Source organism: Curtobacterium sp. AB7 (assembly GCF_044909335.1).
In the GTDB taxonomy this organism is placed as follows: Bacteria; Actinomycetota; Actinomycetes; order Actinomycetales; family Microbacteriaceae; genus Curtobacterium.
Genome location: NZ_JBIYED010000001.1, coordinates 761,341 through 776,039, shown reverse-complemented (window position 1 = coordinate 776,039; position 14,699 = coordinate 761,341). Strand labels below are relative to the sequence as shown.

Sequence of the window (14,699 nt, the reverse complement as noted above, 5' to 3'; positions counted from 1 at the left end):
CGACCGGACGACGGACGGGAGGCGCGGTGCCAGCTGGCACCGCGCCTCCCGTCAGCACGCCGCCGTCTCCACAACGCGCCCCGCCATCCGCAGGACGCCCCCGGATCCGGCGGCGCCGCGCTCAGTCGGAGGCGTCCCGGCGGGACGCCGGCGTCTCACCACCCGACGACACGGACTCGGACGACACGGACTCCGCCCGGCCCGCGCGCTGTGCACGCTCGAGCTCGTCAGCCTCGTCGCCACCGACGGCCTCACCACGGGCGACCATGCCGGCCGTGTCGGAGAGCGTGATCTGCGGCAGGAACAGGGCGAGCAGGAACGCCACCGCGATGAACGGCAGCAGGTACCAGAACACGGGCGCCAGCGAGTCGGCGTACGCGTTCACGATGCCGTCCTGCACCGCCTCGGGCAGCTTCGCCACGGTCGCGGGGTCGATGCTGCCCGCCGACGACGCCGCATCGGTCGCCGAGCCGCCGGCGCCGGTGAACACGTCGGTGAGCGACGTCGTGAGCCGGGCCGTGAACAGCGCACCGAACACGGCGGTCCCGAGGGAGGCGCCGACCTCGCGGAAGTAGTTGTTCGTCGAGGTCGCGGTGCCCACCTGCTCGGCCGGCACGGCGTTCTGCGCGACCAGGACGACCACCTGCATGATCAGTCCGAGCCCGGCGCCGAAGACGAACAGGTACGCGCAGATCAGCCAGATCGGGGTGGCCGCGGCGAGCTGGGTCATCGCGAGCATGGCGATGGCGACCAGGACCGTGCCGATGATCGGGAACATCCGGTAGCGGCCGGTCTTGGTGATCAGGTTGCCGGACGCGATCGAGGTGCCGATCAGGCCGACCATCATCGGCAGCATCAGCAGACCCGACACGGCAGCCGAGGTGCCTGATGCCATCTGCAGGAACGTCGGGACGAAGCCGATCGCCGCGAACATGCCGATGCCGAGCACCAGGCCGATGCCGGTCGCGAGCAGGAACGTGCGGTTCTTGAAGAACGACAGCGGCAGGACCGGGTCCTGCGCACGCGACTCGACGAGCACGAGGAGCGCCGCGGAGACGACGAGCCCGGCGAACCAGGCCCAGGTCTCGGGGGCGTCCCAGCCGTGGTCCTTGCTGCCGCCGAACTCCGAGAAGAACACCAGGCACGTGGTCGCGGCGGACATGAAGAGCACGCCGAGCACGTCGATGCGCTTCGTCGCCTTCTTGTTCGGCAGGGTCAGCGCGAACCACGCCACGAAGAACGCCGCGATGCCGACCGGGATGTTGATGTAGAACGCCCAGTTCCAGGTGAGGTGGTCGACGAAGAAGCCACCGAGCAGCGGGCCGCCGATCGCGGACAGGCCGAAGATCGCACCGAGCGGGCCGAGGTACTTGCCGCGCTGCGAGGCGGGCACGATGTCGGCGATGATCGCCTGCGACAGGATCATCAGACCGCCGCCGCCGAGCCCCTGCATCGCGCGGAACACCACGAGCTGCGTGAAGTCGCCGGCGAAGGCACACCCGGCCGACGCGATGGTGAACAGGGCGATCGCGATGAGGAACAGGTTGCGGCGGCCCAGGACGTCACCGAACTTGCCGTACACGGGCATCACGATGGTCGAGGCGAGCAGGTACCCGGTCGTCAGCCACGCCTGGTGCGCGACGCCGCCGAGTTCGCCGACGATGGTGGGCATCGCCGTCGAGACGATGGTCTGGTCGAGGCTAGAGAGCAGCATCCCCGCGATGAGCGCGGAGAAGATGATCCAGATCCGGCGCTGCGTCAGCAGCAGCGGCCCGTCGGTGCCGGGGCGGGCACGCTTGGTGGTGCCCGGCGCGGTTGCGCTCATGGTGTGGAGTCCTGTCCGGTGGTGATGGCCGCCCTCATCAGGCGGAGGTTCTGGGTGAGCAGCTCGTCGAACGTCGGGCCGGTGGCCTCGTCGAAGGCGTCGTCGAAGTAGGTCTCCGCCGTCACCTTCAGCAGCCCCGCGGCGGCCTCGGTGACGAGGCGCGCACGGCGGTCGGCGGGGTCGTCCCATCCGAACCGCAGCCGCACGGCGTCCGTGATCCGGGCGAGCTGCACGTCGGTCGCCGACAGGAAGCGCGCGACGAGCGCCGGCTCCCGCTCGAAGACCCGGCGCACCAGGACCTCGTCCGCGCGATCGATGCCGACACGGTGGAACTGGTCGATCGCCAGCGCGACGATCGAGTCGAGCGGGTCGAGTCCGCCGGGGACGATCCCGCCCTCGGCGTACCGGTCGATCGCCTCGACGTCGGCGTGCAGCTCGATGCCGAGCACGGCGTCGTCCTTCGACGCGAAGTGGTTGAAGAACGTGCGCCGTGACACCCCGACGGTCTCGCAGAGCTGCTCGATCGTGAAACCGCTCAACCCGTGCTCGACGGTCGCCCGACGTGCTTCGCCGATCATGCTCCGGCGCAGCGTGCGGGTGCGTTCAGTGGTGCTCACCGAGCAAGAATTGCACTATCCGCCTGAAAGTGCAATCGGAAGGGTCGTACCCCTAGAGGGTCTTCTCGAAGCAGAACGACCACGGCATCGTCGCCGCGTACGGCGCGTAGACCGGGATCGGGCTCCACCCGGTCTTCTCGTACAGGGCGACCGCGTCGGGCTGCTTGTCACCGGTCTGCAGGATCAGCCGGGGCACGCCGAGCTCGCGGCCGATGCGCTCGCACTCGTCGAGCAGTGCGGTGGCTGCCCCCTTGCCGCGGGCCGACGTCAGCACGATCAGCCGCTTGAGCTCCACCTCGTCGCCGAGACGCCGGATCGCGATGTGCCCGACGGCTTTGCCGGACTCGTCGAGCGCGAGGACCGAGGTGACGACGGCCGACGGTTCGACGGAGAGCGCGCGGCTCCGTTCGGCCGTGATCGCCGGGTCCTCGTCGCCGTTCGCCGAGCCGTAGCGTTCGTGCATCTCGTCGTCCATGCGGGCACGGAGCAGCACGGATCGGGGGTCGTCCCAGGACACGCGTTCGATCGTGATCACGGTCGACGATCCTGTCACGGATGCCGGCGACGACGCACGCTCACGCGCGCCCATCCGGACGCATGCTCACGCGCGCCCACCCAGTGCCGCGATCGCGCCGTCCTCGGACCGCAGCGCGGCGAGCACGGCAGCGGCGTCGTCGTGGACCTCGGCGGCACCGGCTCCGCGGAGTTCGTCGCCGCCGATGCCGCCGGTCATCACCGCGACGCAGGTCACCCCGACGCGTCCGGCCGCTTCGACGTCCCACATCGCGTCGCCGACCATGACGGCAGCGTCAGCACGCACACCGGCCCGGTCGAGCGCCACCTGGATGATCCCGGGGTCCGGCTTCGCCTGTTCGACGTCCTCGGAGCTCGTCACCGCGGTGAGCCACTCCTCGGCGTCGAGCAGTTCGCGCAGCCGCGTCAGTTCGTTCTCCGGCGCACTCGTCGCCAGGACGACGGCGTGCCCCGCCTCGGCGATCGCACGGAGCAGCTCTCGGGCGCCCGGCAGCAGCCGCAGCTGCGGCATGTGCTCGGCGAAGTAGGCGGTGTTGAACTGCTCGACGGTGTCGCGCGTCTCGTCGGAGGCGTCCGGCAGCAGCGTCTCGAGCAGCTTCGCGGAGTCCATGCCGATCGCGCGGTGGATCCGCCAGGCGTCCACGGACTCGCCCGCTGCGCGGGCAGCGCGCCACCAGGCGTCGATGTGGGCGTAGTTCGAGTCGACGAGCGTGCCGTCGATGTCGAAGAGGACTGCGGTCGAGGGAGCGTCGGACATCCCTCCATGCTGCCCGGGAGGCGCGGATCGCCTCCCAGGAGCACGGTCGCGTCCGTCAGACGGTGATCGATTCCCCCGCGGGCAGGATCAGGACCGGCACCGGTCCGAGACCGTCCGAGCCGAGGAACCGCGCGGTGGACTGCTGGCCGAGTTCGCTCAGCATCGCCTCGTGGATCTGCACGGCACGCTCCGGCGCCACCGATCGGACGTAGTCGACCGCGGCGGCGGTGCTCGTCCACGGACCGCTGGTCGGCAGGAGCAGCGTCTGCACGGGGACACCCGGCTCGAGGTACGCGTCGCCCGGGTGGAACACCGTGTCGTTCACCAGGTACCCGACGTTCGCGATCGTCGGGATGTCGCGGTGGATGACCGCGTGCTCCTCGCCGAAGGCCTGCACCGAGAACGGGCCGATCTCGAACGCGTCACCGGCACGGACCGCCCTCACGTGACCGTCATGGTCGCCGAGCTGTTCGACGACCGCACCGGGAGCCCGCACCACGAGGGCGTCGTTCGCGGCGAGCCCGGCGCGGACGGCCTCGACGTCGAAGTGGTCGGGGTGCTCGTGGGTGATGAGGACGCCGGCCGCTGCGCGGACGAGGTCGGCGGCCTCGGGCGTGAACACACCCGGGTCGATGACGAGGGTGGTCCCGTCCTGCTCGAGGACGACGGTGGCGTGGGTGTACTTCGTCAGCTCCATGGCAACGACTCTACAACTGTGTTGTACTTCTGGTGACGGATCCGGGTGAGGGAGCACTCAGTCGGCGCGCCGGGCCAACCGCTCGAAGATGCCGGGCAGGCGTTCGAGGGCCGCGCGCTCCTCGTCGTCGAGTTCCTCGCGGATCGCCGTCGCCAACCAGTCGGCCCGCGCCGTCATGTCCCGGCGGAGGACCTCACTGCCGATGTCGGAGATGCGGATGACCGACACGCGGCGGTCGGTGTCCGACGCCGTCCGCTCGACGTACCCGAGGTCGGCGAGCTCCCCCACCGTGCGCGACTGCCCCTGGTGCTTCACCGCCCGGCGACGTGCCAGCTGCGCGATCGGCATCGGCCCCTCGCGCTCGAGGAACCCGAGGGTCGTCGCGTGGGCGGTCGGCAGCGAGTCCGCCTCCCGCTTCGCAGCGCGCACGACGCGACCGATCGCGTGCCGGAGCTCCACGGCGAGTTCGTCGGTCCGGTCCATGCCCGGAACGCTACCGCCTGGACGACGGCAGGCGCGGTGCCAGCCGGCACCGCGCCTGTCGTTCGTGAGCCCGTTGCGTCAGCTGCTGCGGACGTCGTCCGCTGCGCCCTTCGCGTGGTCCTGCACGTCCGAAGCGGCGCCCTGCGCCTCGTCCTTGACGGTCTGAGCGGCGTCCTGCGCAGTGCCCTTGAGGTCCTGCGCGTGCCCCTTCGCGGCGTCCCCGAGCTGCGACCCGGCGTCCTTCGCCTGTTCCTTGACCTCGTCGACCAGGGGCGCTGCCTTGTCCTTGAGTTCGACGGCCAGCTCCTCCTCCTTGTCGCTCGCGGGGATGAGCGACGACACGAGCCAGCCGACACCGAAGGCGATGAGTCCGATCGCCAGCGGTGCCCCCTTGGCCTGCTCGACCCCGCGCTGGGCGACGTCCTTCGCGTGGTCCGCAGCACCGGACGCAGAGCCCGAGGCGCTCGACTTCGCGGAGTCCGCGGCGCCCATCACGGACTCGCGGACGCCCTGGAACCGGCTCTTCACCTTCTCGGTCTGGCGGTGGGCGATCGACGACGGGCTGACCTTGTCGGCCAGGGCGTCGACGTCGGAGCCGAGTTCGCCGCGGGTGCGCTCGATGTCGGCGCGGATCTCGTCTGGGGTGCTCATGGCTTCCTCCCGGTGGTGGTGGGCTTGAGTGCTTCGGGGACTTCCTTGGCGGTGGCGACCGTCTGGGGCAGGCCCGTGATCTCCTTGGCCGCAGCGCGACCGCGGAGACCGAGGACCACGGCGACGATCGCGTAGACCGCGGCGACGATGAGGGCGGACCACGCGTTGCCGACGGCGTACCCGATGGCCCACCACGCGGCGATCGAGACAAAGAGCAGCGAGAAGAACGCGGTGAGTCCGGCGCCGCCGAACATCCCGCCCGCCTTGCCGGCCTTCTTCGCCGAGTCGGTCAGCTCCGCCTTCGCGAGGGCGATCTCCTGCCGGAACAGGCTGGAGAGGTCGCGGGACACGTCGGAGAGCAGCTCGCCGAGCGGTGTCGTGGCGGCCCGCTCCTCGGGTGTCGGATCACCCGGCGGGGTCGGACCCGGGACGGTGTGGCTCACAGGGCGCTCCCGGGGCCGGTGCCGGTGTGGGTCGTGGTGGGCCCGTCGCCGGCTTCCTTCTCGTGCTTGGCGTCCGCGGCGAGCGCCTTCGTCAACCGACCGGCGAGGATGCCGGCACCGGCGGCGATGGCGATGAACGTGCCCGGACGCTTCGCGGCGAAGGTCTTGACCTCGTCGAGGAGCGAGCCCGGGTCGCGGTTCTCGAGGAACCCGGCGGCCGAGGTCGCACGGCCGGACAGGTCGCGGACGACCTTCGCGGCCACGCCCTGGTCCTCGTCGTTCTCGGCCATGCGACCGAGCTGCTCGCCGAGGCTGCGGAGGCCGCCTGCGGCACGTTCCTGCTGCTCGCCGGCCTGCTGCTTGAGGTTCTCCGACGCCTGGCCGTACAGCTGCTTGGCGTGGTCGGTCGCCTCGGAGGCGACCTTCGAGGCCTGCTCCTTGGCCGTGCCGGCGACGTCCGCGGCCTTGGCCTTCGCGTCCCCGGCGACGTCCTGCGCGGCACCCTTGGCCGCGTCGGCCTTGCCGGACTCCGCATCGGCGGGGACGGCGGCGAGGGGTGCGTCGAACGGCACCTCGGCGTCGTCGCCGTACGGGTCGTACGCCTGCGCGACGTCGGGGTCCGTCGGTCCGGCCGCGGGCACGCCGCTGGCGAACGAGGGGACGGTGACGCCGGGGGACACCTCGTGACCCTCGGAAGCCACCGTGCGGTCGTGGATGGGGGTCCCGGAGTCGTTCCCGGGTGGGTTCGTGGTCATGGTCGGCCTTCCGGTTGTCCGTCGCCACCGATGGGCACCGGGGGCGTTGCCTGACCGAAGGTGCGCGCCCTCCGATGTGCTCCAGCGCAGGAACGCCACGGAACGCGGACCGGCTGTCCGCACAGCGGACCTCCGGTTGGATCGGAGGATGGTCCGCGTCTCCGTCGTCATCCCCGTGCGCGACGACGCCGCGCACCTGCGGCGGTGTCTCGACGCCCTCGCGGGGCAGACGTTGCTCGCCGACGAGGTCGTCGTGGTCGACAACGGCAGCCGCGACGACAGCGCCGAGGTGGCCGAGGCAGCAGGGGCGGTCGTGCTGACCGAACGCATCCGCGGCATCGCCCGGGCCTCGGCGCGCGGCTACGACCGGGCTTCCGGGGACGTCCTCGTCCGGCTCGACGCCGACTCCGTCCCGCCGCCGGGGTGGATCGCCGACGCTGTGCGGCTGCTGGCCGACCCGTCGGTCGTCGCGGTGACCGGACCCGGATGCCCGCACGACGGCGGACCGCTGATCGGCCGGCTCTGGGACGCCGTCTACATGCGGCCGTACTTCGCACTCATGTGGGCCGCGCTCGGGCGCCCGCCGCTGTTCGGTTCCGCGATGGCGATGCGGCGGTCGACGTGGGCCGCGGTGCGCGGCCGAGCGCACCGCGAGGACCCCGAGGTGCACGACGACGTCGACCTGAGCATGCAGCTCGACCCGGCCTGGCGGGTGGTGGCCGACCCCGTGCTCACGGTGCAGGTGTCCGCGCGACCGTTGTCGGGCCTCCCGTCCGCCCTGCTGCGGACGCGACGCGCCTTCCACACGTTCCGCGTGAACGGCCGGCGGGCGAACCCGGTGCGCCGGTGGGCGCGGCGGGTGCGCGCGGGGCTGCGGGTACGCCGCGGGTGGCGCACGCGCTGATCGGCTTGCCGGAACGGTGACGCTCGCGCGTGCCGTCAGCGCGTCGGCCTCGACCGCACGTGCGCCCGTTCACCCTGGGGCCCGTACAGGCACAGCACCTCGGTCACCGAGTCGGTGACGTTGCCCATCCAGTGCGGGGTGTGGGTGTCGAACTCGGCGACCTCACCCGGCCCGAGGTCGAGGTCGTGCTCGCCGAGCACGAGGCGCAGGCGGCCGGACAGCACGTAGAGCCACTCGTAGCCCTCGTGCGTCTTGAGCGACGGTTCACCGCCCGGTGTCTTCGGTGGGAACAGCTGCTTGAACGACCGCACGCCGCCGGTGCGCTTCGTCAGCGGCACCACCACGCGTCCGCCGTGCACCTCGGGCTTCATGTGCACCCGGGGGTCTCCCGTCTGCGGTGCTCCGACCAGGTCGTCGAGCGGCACCTGGTACGCCCGTGCCAGCGGGAGCAGCAGTTCGAGGGTCGGCTTGCGCTGCCCCGACTCGAGCCGCGAGAGCGTGCTCACCGACACCCCGGTCTGCTCGGAGAGTGCGGCGAGCGTGACGTCCCGGTGGGCCCGGAGCGCGCGCAGCCGCGGCCCCACCCCGTCGACGACCTGCGCGGTCGTGCGCGGAGCCGTCGGTTCCTGCGGGCCGTGCCCGTGTGGAGTGGTGCGCATGCTCGTCATGTTGCCACAACGGCAAGGTTCCTTGCTGTCTGCGCGCGATGGGCCGCATGCTCCTTGCATGCGTGATCACTACGACGTCATCGTCATCGGCGGAGCAGCCGCCGGCCTCTCCGCCGCCCTCGTCCTCGGGCGCTCCCGCCGCTCCGTCCTCGTCGTCGACGCGGGCGAGCCCCGCAACGCGCCGTCGGCCGGCGCCCACAACTACCTCGGGCGCGAGGGCATCGCCCCCGCCGAGCTGTCCGCGATCGGTCGCGACGAGGTCGCCGCCTACGGAGTCGAGGTGACGGCCGGGAGGATCGTGGCCGCGTCCGCCACGACGGGTGACGGCACCGACCCGGTCGGCTTCTCGGTCACGCTGGACTCCGGCACGGTCGTCGCCGCCCGCAGGCTCGTCGTCGCCTCCGGCGCCGTGGACGTCCTGCCGCAGGTACCCGGCCTGGCCGAACAGTGGGGACGCGGGGTCGTGCACTGCCCGTTCTGCCACGGGTGGGAGATCCGCGACCAGCGCATCGGCGTGCTCGTGACGACACCGAACGGCGTGCACCACGCGCTGATGTTCCGGGCGTTGAGCGAGCACGTGACGGCGTTCGTCACTGATCCGGCACTCGTCGACGACACCGCCCGGGCCGGTCTGCAGGCCCGCGGTATCGAGGTCGTCGACGACACGGTCACGCAGGTCCGCTCGTCGGAGGGCACGCTGACCGGGGTCACGCTCGGCTCCGGCGAGGTCGTCGAACTCGACGCCCTGGCCGCGGCGAGCACTGCTGAGGCGCGCGTGGACTTCCTGTCCGGCCTCGGTCTGGTCGCGACCGACCAGTTCATGGGCGATTTCCGGTACGCGAGCGCGCTGACGGTCGACCCGGCCGGGCAGACCTCGGTGCGCGGTGTGTACGCGGCCGGCAACGTGGCGGCCCCGATGGCGACGGTCATCGCGTCCGCCGCCGCCGGGGTCCAGGCGGGAGCGGCCGCGCACGGCGACCTGGTGCAGGCCGACCTGGCGGCGGCCCTCGCCACGGCGGCGGCGGGCTCTGGGCGAGTCTCGGGCTGAGCGACGGTCCTCGCGCTCGGAGCTGCGAGAAGTGTCGCCCACCCCGAGACTCGGGGCAGCCGTCAGTCGACGCGGTAGCCCGCCTGCGCCGCCAGCAGCGGGGCGAGCGTGTAGAGCTGGTCGGCGCCGATCGTCGCGCCGCGAAACCCCTCGAGGCGCTCGACCCGGTCGAGGTCCGCACCCCGCAGGTCCACGTGGTCGATCCGGGTGTTGGACCCCTCGGCGTCGCGGATGCTGCTGCCCTCGAACGACACCCGGAGCAGCTTCGCGTCCGCGATGTCGAGCTCGTCGATCACGCAGTCGCGGAACACCACGTCGGTGAGCGTCGATCCGCGCAGGTTCACGAACCCGAACTTCATCCCGACGAACTCGACGCCGTTCAACCCCGAGTCGTACAGCTCGCCAGAACCGATGCGACCGCCGGACACCCGGACCTCGCGCCACGAACTGCTCGACGCCCGCAGCACCGGGGCGTCGAGCGTGTCGATGATCGAGTCGTGCACCCGCAGGCCACGGAAGTCGGCGCCGTCGCCGCGGAGCGTGTCGATGACGCACTCCTCGATCTCGAGGTCGGGCAGGCGCTCACCGGCCAGGTCGAGCACGCCGATGCGCTTCCCCTCGATGCGGTCGCCGGTCAGGACGTCGCCGGGTCCGGGGACCCAGTCCTGCAGGTCGACGGGCTCGGTCAGGGTGATGCGCGGGGTCTCGGTACCGGAGGAACGTGCCATGGCCTCAGTCTGGCGCGTGCCGGTGACGTCGTGGTCACGCCGATGCGCGGGTGAGCACGCTGTCGAGCCGGTAGTCCTTCGCCGGGCCCCGGGCTTCCCAGCGCACGGTCCACCGCCGCTCGTCGCCGTCCAGTGCCCCGGTGTAGTCGTCCGGTGCGCAGGCGTGGGCCACCCTCTCACCCCAGACCCAGTCGTGGAACACCCGGCCGTCGGCGAAGTGCACGGTCCAGTCGTGCGGGCTCCCCGTGGTGCGGCGACGCACGACGAGCGTCCGCGACACCGGGGTGGCCCGACCGTCGAAGGTCATCATGCCCGCTTCGCCCCAGCGCACCTCGTCCGCGCCGACCGCGGTCAGCGTCGTGGTGCCGGTGACGATGCCCTGCACGCCGGCACGCCGGTCGTCCAGGGTCCGACGGAGCACCCACTCCCCCAGCAGGTCCGTCGGCAGCAGCACCGCCCCAGGCTAACCGCGCAGGGCCTCGGCTCGCGCCGACCGGTGCTCGTCGTCGGTGATCGCCCCGCGGGCGTGCAGGTCGTCGAGTTCCGCCAACCGCTGCTCACGGAGCGTCCGCGGCGCACCCTGGGAGCGACGGCTCCGGACGACCGCGATCCACACGGTGACGACGACGGCGACCACGATGAGCCCCATCACCACGCTCCACACGATGTCGTACAGCGGCGGGATGAGCGGGTTGTGCAGCTCCTCGGAGGCGATCATCCGCGCAGGGCCTCGGCTCGCGCCGTCCGGTGCTCCTCGTCGGAGATCACTCCGCGGGCGTGCAGGTCGTCGAGTTCGGCGAGCCGCTGTTCGAGCGGCTTCTCGGGCGCGAGGGTGCGGCTCCGCATCGCCTGGTACGCGATGTCCTCCTGCAGGGTGAGCGGGTTCTGACCGCGGTCGGCCATCCGTTTGCCGCGGTAGAGCGTCAGGACGACGATCGTCAGGGTGGTGAGGATCGTCAGGGCTGCGACGACCCCGAACGCGATGCCGAACCAACCGCCGAACAGGTCGGGCATAGCCGAGCCGCCCGGTCCCTCGAGTTCACTGAACGCCGACCAACTGAGCACCATCGCGCTCCCCCTTCTCACAACGACGAGCGAATCGTAGCGCGACCCGATCGCCCGTTCCTTCCCATCACACCCGCGATGGAACGCGGAAACAGGCGTACCTGGTCGAAACTTCCGACCCGGTACGCCCGAAAGCACCCGGTACGCCCCGGCAGCGCCCGCCCCCGCCCAGCCCAGCTACCCCCGCAGCGGATCCGACGCGGCGACGTGCGCACCGTCCGCGAACCCGGCCACGAGCGCACGCAACGCGTCTTCGGAGGTGTGCCGGGCCTCCCATCCGAGCACCGACCGGGCGCGGTCGGTCCGCATGATCGGCACCCCGGCCGCGATGTCGATCCAGCCGGCGTCCGTCGGCTGCAACCGCAGTCGCCACGTCAGCGTCACGATCCCGCGCAGCAGTCCGAGCGGGATCCGGACGGCACCGAGCATGCCGAAGGCCCGGGCCAACCGCGGCGGGTTGAGCACGGGCGACGCGGCGATGTTGAACGCTCCGCCGGCCCGCTGGTCGACGGTCCGCCAGTAGGCGTCGGCGACGTCGTCGGCGTGCACCGCCTGGAACACGAAGGGGTACGGCAAGGGCAGCACGAGCCACCGGATCCACCGCACGATCGACATCGGCACGAGGTGTCCGAGGAACAGTCCACGGATCTCGGCGGCGGCGTCCCGCTGGAAGATCAACCCCGGGCGCAGCCGCGTGACGACCACGGACGGATGGGCTGCCTCGAAGGCGTCCATCGCCGCTTCGTTCGCGGCCTTGTGGATCGAGTACGTCGCGGTGGGGATGCCGTCGGTCGGCCAGCTCTCGTCGACCGGGGTCCGCTTGCCCGCGGCGTCGACGCCCCGGTAGGCCCCCACCGACGACGCGACGACGACCTGTGGGACCCCTGCACGAGCAACGGCCGACAACACGTTCGCGGTGCCGGTGACGTTGGTCCGGTACTGCAGCGGGATGTCGTGCGTCGGCTGCAGCGCCCAGGCCAGGTGGATCACGGCGTCGGCGCCGGTGAAGATCGCAGTGAGCTGGCCGACCGCGTCGGACGCGCCGACGTCGACGGCGTGCCAGACGGCGGAACGGTAGGGCTCCACGTGCACGTCCGGCAGGCGCCGTGCGACGCCGACGATCTCGACACTGTCGTCGCGTCCGCCGGCGGCCCGGGCCTCGGCGAGGCGACGGAGCACCGCCGTCCCGACGTTGCCGGTCCCGCCGACGACGACGATCCGCATCAGGCGGCGGCCAGGGCGGGGTCGAGCACGACCTTCACGCAGCCGTCCTGCTTCTTCTGGAACACCTCGTACATGTGCGGGGCGTCCTCGAGCGACACCCGGTGCGTGGTCAGGTCGAGCGTGCCGAGCGGGTCCGACGGGTCCTGCACGAGCGGCATGATGTCGTCGATCCAGTGCTTCACGTTGCACTGTCCCTCGCGGATGGTGATCTGCTTGTCGAAGAGCGTCATCATCGGCATCGGGTCGGCCATGCCGCCGTAGACGCCGCTCAGGGAGACGGTGCCACCGCGACGCACCAGGTCGATCGCGGCGTGCACGGCTGCGAGCCGGTCGATGCCGGCGGTCTCGATCGCCTTCTGCGCCAGGGCGTCGGGCAGCAGCCCGGCCGCACGCTGGGCGAAGCCGGCGACGGGGTTGCCGTGCGCCTCCATGCCGACGGCGTCGACGACGCCGTCCGGGCCGCGGCCGTCGGTCAGGTCGACGAGCTCCGGCACGGTGTCCTTGGTCAGGTCGAAGACCTCGGCGCCGTGCTTCGCGCCCAGGTCGCGGCGGACCTGTTCGGGGTCGACGGCGAGCACGCGGTAGCCCAGGTGCTTGCCGATGCGGGCGGCGAACTGGCCGACGGGGCCGAGTCCGAGCACCGCGAGCGTGCCGCCCTCGGGCACGTTCGCGTACTGCACGGCCTGCCACGCGGTGGGCAGGATGTCGCTGAGGAACAGCCAGCGGTCGTCGGGCGTGCCGTCGTCCGGGATGACGATGGGGCCGTAGTCCGCGTGCGGGACACGGAGGTACTCGGCCTGGCCGCCGGGGACCTGGCCGTACATCTTCGTGTAGCCGAAGAGCGCCGCTCCCGAGCCGTACTCGGTGACCTGGGTGGTCTCGCACTGCGACTGCAGGCCGTTCTTGCACATGAAGCAGTGGCCGCACGAGATGTTGAAGGGGACGACGACGCGGTCCCCGACCTTCAGGTTCGTGACGGCGCTGCCGACCGCCTCGACGATGCCCATGGGTTCGTGGCCGAGGACGTCGCCCTTGTCGATGTACGGGCCGAGCACCCGGTACAGGTGCAGGTCGGAGCCGCAGATCGCGGTGGACGTGATCCGCACGATCGCGTCGGTCGGCTCCTGGATGGTCGGGTCGGGGACGGTCTCGACGGACACCTTCTCGGTGCCCTGCCAGGTCAGTGCGCGCACGTCGCGTTCCTCTCGTGGTCGCTTCGGGCCGGCCGGGAGGCACGACTCGCTTCTCCCTCCTCGGTACGCGCCCGCCCCGTGGCGCGTTCACAGCCCCACGCACGACCCCGGGCGCGCCGTCGCGTCAGACGACGGGGTCGGCGAGGACCGCGGCGAGGACGCGTTCGTGCTCCGTACGGTCGCCGGGCCCGGCACTGCCGGCGAGCATGATGAGCGCCTTCCAGAGTGCCCAGCCCCGCCCGCGCGCCCAGGTGTCGGTGTCGAGCCCCACGGCCTCGCGGAACACCGGGCGCGCCGCCGGTTCGAGGAACGTCCACGCGAGCACGAGGTCGCACGCCGGGTCACCGACCCCGCACGTGCCGAAGTCGATCAGGGCGGCGAGCCGTCCCGCACCGTCCACGAGCAGGTTTCCCGGCGCCACGTCCCCGTGGAACCAGACCCCCGGACAGTCCCACGCGGTGGCGACCGCGGCGTCCCAGATGCGTTCGCACGCGGCACGGTCGACCCGCGCACCCAGGGTGTCGAGCGCCGCGACGACCTCGGCGCCGTACACCGACGGGTGCTCGCCGCGGTGGAACGAGTGCACGCCGGCGGTCGGACCCCCGGTGGCGGGGAGGCTGCGGAGCTGCCGGAGCACCGCGCCGACGTCGGCGGCGAAGCGCTCGTGGTCGAGGTCGACCGCACGCAGGGCCACCGTCCCGTCGAGCCATCGCCGGACCGACCACGGGAACGGGTACCCCTCGCCCGGTTCGCCGAGCCCGACCGGTTCGGGGACCGCGACGTCCAACCGGCGCGCCAGGTACGGCAGGACGTCCTGCTCCTTCTCCACCCCGGGCACGTAGCCGGCGGCACTCGGCAGCCGGACGGACAGCGCGTCGCCGAGTCGGTACGTGCGGTTGTCCCAGCCCTGGTGGTCGACCTCGCGCACGGGCAGGCCGCTCCACTCGGGGAACTGCGACGCGACGAGTCGTTCCACGAGAGAGACGTCGATCCGGGGCACTTCGGTGTGCATCGCCCCAGGTTAAGCCGACGACACCGACTGAACCACGGGGGTCGGGCCGGCCGCCTGCCCAGGTGACCGGCGGGGCGGGCGCGCACCGGGCCTCC

General features: G+C 71.9%; 19 protein-coding genes. 2 read left to right on the top strand and 17 right to left on the bottom strand.

All coding sequences use genetic code 11. From position 1 onward, the window contains the following. Positions 1-121: 121 nt before the first annotated feature. The 9 genes from ABH929_RS03920 to ABH929_RS03880 all read right to left on the bottom strand — a co-directional run bounded on the left by ABH929_RS03920 (position 122) and on the right by ABH929_RS03880 (position 6,762). Positions 122-1,825: an MDR family MFS transporter gene (locus ABH929_RS03920; protein WP_263091085.1), complete on the bottom strand. Its 1,704-nt coding sequence runs from the start codon at positions 1,823-1,825 to the stop codon at positions 122-124. Continuing rightward, positions 1,822-2,442 (bottom strand): TetR/AcrR family transcriptional regulator, encoded by a 621-nt coding sequence (locus ABH929_RS03915; protein WP_404560191.1) that lies wholly within the window; start codon positions 2,440-2,442, stop codon positions 1,822-1,824. Before ABH929_RS03915 ends, ABH929_RS03920 begins: the two co-directional genes overlap by 4 nt. A 52-nt stretch (positions 2,443-2,494) precedes the next feature. Further along, positions 2,495-2,977: a GNAT family N-acetyltransferase gene (locus tag ABH929_RS03910; protein WP_404560189.1), complete on the bottom strand. Its 483-nt coding sequence runs from the start codon at positions 2,975-2,977 to the stop codon at positions 2,495-2,497. Positions 2,978-3,043: 66 nt separating this feature from the next. Further along, positions 3,044-3,733: an HAD family hydrolase gene (locus tag ABH929_RS03905; protein ID WP_404560188.1), complete on the bottom strand. Its 690-nt coding sequence runs from the start codon at positions 3,731-3,733 to the stop codon at positions 3,044-3,046. A 55-nt stretch (positions 3,734-3,788) separates the two neighbouring features. Further along, on the bottom strand, positions 3,789-4,430 hold the full coding sequence (locus ABH929_RS03900; RefSeq protein WP_404560187.1) for an MBL fold metallo-hydrolase: 642 nt from the start codon (positions 4,428-4,430) through the stop codon (positions 3,789-3,791). A gap of 57 nt (positions 4,431-4,487) precedes the next feature. Then, on the bottom strand, positions 4,488-4,913 hold the full coding sequence (locus tag ABH929_RS03895; protein WP_404560186.1) for a MarR family winged helix-turn-helix transcriptional regulator: 426 nt from the start codon (positions 4,911-4,913) through the stop codon (positions 4,488-4,490). A 78-nt stretch (positions 4,914-4,991) separates the two neighbouring features. Then, positions 4,992-5,564 (bottom strand): DUF3618 domain-containing protein, encoded by a 573-nt coding sequence (locus ABH929_RS03890; protein ID WP_404560185.1) that lies wholly within the window; start codon positions 5,562-5,564, stop codon positions 4,992-4,994. Continuing rightward, complete coding sequence (locus tag ABH929_RS03885) at positions 5,561-6,007, bottom strand: phage holin family protein (protein WP_404560183.1); 447 nt, start codon at positions 6,005-6,007, stop codon at positions 5,561-5,563. Before ABH929_RS03885 ends, ABH929_RS03890 begins: the two co-directional genes overlap by 4 nt. Beyond that, the gene (locus ABH929_RS03880) at positions 6,004-6,762 is read right to left on the bottom strand and encodes a hypothetical protein (RefSeq protein WP_404560182.1); all 759 of its coding nucleotides are present in this window, start codon (positions 6,760-6,762) and stop codon (positions 6,004-6,006) included. The genes ABH929_RS03885 and ABH929_RS03880 overlap by 4 nt, the downstream gene beginning before the upstream one ends. Positions 6,763-6,910: 148 nt before the next feature. Between ABH929_RS03880 and ABH929_RS03875 the strand changes: the two genes are divergently transcribed. Further along, positions 6,911-7,666 (top strand): glycosyltransferase family 2 protein, encoded by a 756-nt coding sequence (locus ABH929_RS03875; RefSeq protein WP_404560181.1) that lies wholly within the window; start codon positions 6,911-6,913, stop codon positions 7,664-7,666. 35 nt (positions 7,667-7,701) lie between these two features. On the opposite strand, the gene ABH929_RS03870 is transcribed toward ABH929_RS03875, so the two are convergent. After that, positions 7,702-8,325: a helix-turn-helix domain-containing protein gene (locus ABH929_RS03870; RefSeq protein ID WP_404560180.1), complete on the bottom strand. Its 624-nt coding sequence runs from the start codon at positions 8,323-8,325 to the stop codon at positions 7,702-7,704. Between the two features lie 67 nt (positions 8,326-8,392). Between ABH929_RS03870 and ABH929_RS03865 the strand changes: the two genes are divergently transcribed. Next, positions 8,393-9,382, top strand: coding sequence for an NAD(P)/FAD-dependent oxidoreductase (locus ABH929_RS03865; protein WP_404560178.1), 990 nt, complete (start codon positions 8,393-8,395; stop codon positions 9,380-9,382). A gap of 62 nt (positions 9,383-9,444) precedes the next feature. On the opposite strand, the gene ABH929_RS03860 is transcribed toward ABH929_RS03865, so the two are convergent. The 7 genes from ABH929_RS03860 to ABH929_RS03830 form a co-directional block, all read right to left on the bottom strand. Continuing rightward, positions 9,445-10,110, bottom strand: a complete 666-nt coding sequence (locus ABH929_RS03860) for a pentapeptide repeat-containing protein (protein WP_205463662.1) — start codon at positions 10,108-10,110, stop codon at positions 9,445-9,447. A 34-nt stretch (positions 10,111-10,144) separates the two neighbouring features. Then, complete coding sequence (locus ABH929_RS03855) at positions 10,145-10,564, bottom strand: DUF6314 family protein (protein WP_404560176.1); 420 nt, start codon at positions 10,562-10,564, stop codon at positions 10,145-10,147. A gap of 9 nt (positions 10,565-10,573) precedes the next feature. Continuing rightward, the gene (locus ABH929_RS03850) at positions 10,574-10,828 is read right to left on the bottom strand and encodes an SHOCT domain-containing protein (protein WP_404560174.1); all 255 of its coding nucleotides are present in this window, start codon (positions 10,826-10,828) and stop codon (positions 10,574-10,576) included. Further along, a complete protein-coding gene (locus ABH929_RS03845; RefSeq protein WP_263091114.1) occupies positions 10,825-11,178 on the bottom strand; it encodes an SHOCT domain-containing protein in 354 nt (117 codons plus the stop codon). Before ABH929_RS03845 ends, ABH929_RS03850 begins: the two co-directional genes overlap by 4 nt. Positions 11,179-11,352: 174 nt before the next feature. Beyond that, entirely contained in the window at positions 11,353-12,399 is a 1,047-nt protein-coding gene (locus ABH929_RS03840) for an NAD-dependent epimerase/dehydratase family protein (RefSeq protein WP_263091117.1), read from the bottom strand. Then, entirely contained in the window at positions 12,399-13,592 is a 1,194-nt protein-coding gene (locus ABH929_RS03835) for a zinc-dependent alcohol dehydrogenase (protein ID WP_404560172.1), read from the bottom strand. Before ABH929_RS03835 ends, ABH929_RS03840 begins: the two co-directional genes overlap by 1 nt. A 124-nt stretch (positions 13,593-13,716) precedes the next feature. Continuing rightward, entirely contained in the window at positions 13,717-14,604 is an 888-nt protein-coding gene (locus ABH929_RS03830) for an aminoglycoside phosphotransferase family protein (RefSeq protein WP_404560171.1), read from the bottom strand. Positions 14,605-14,699: the final 95 nt, after the last annotated feature.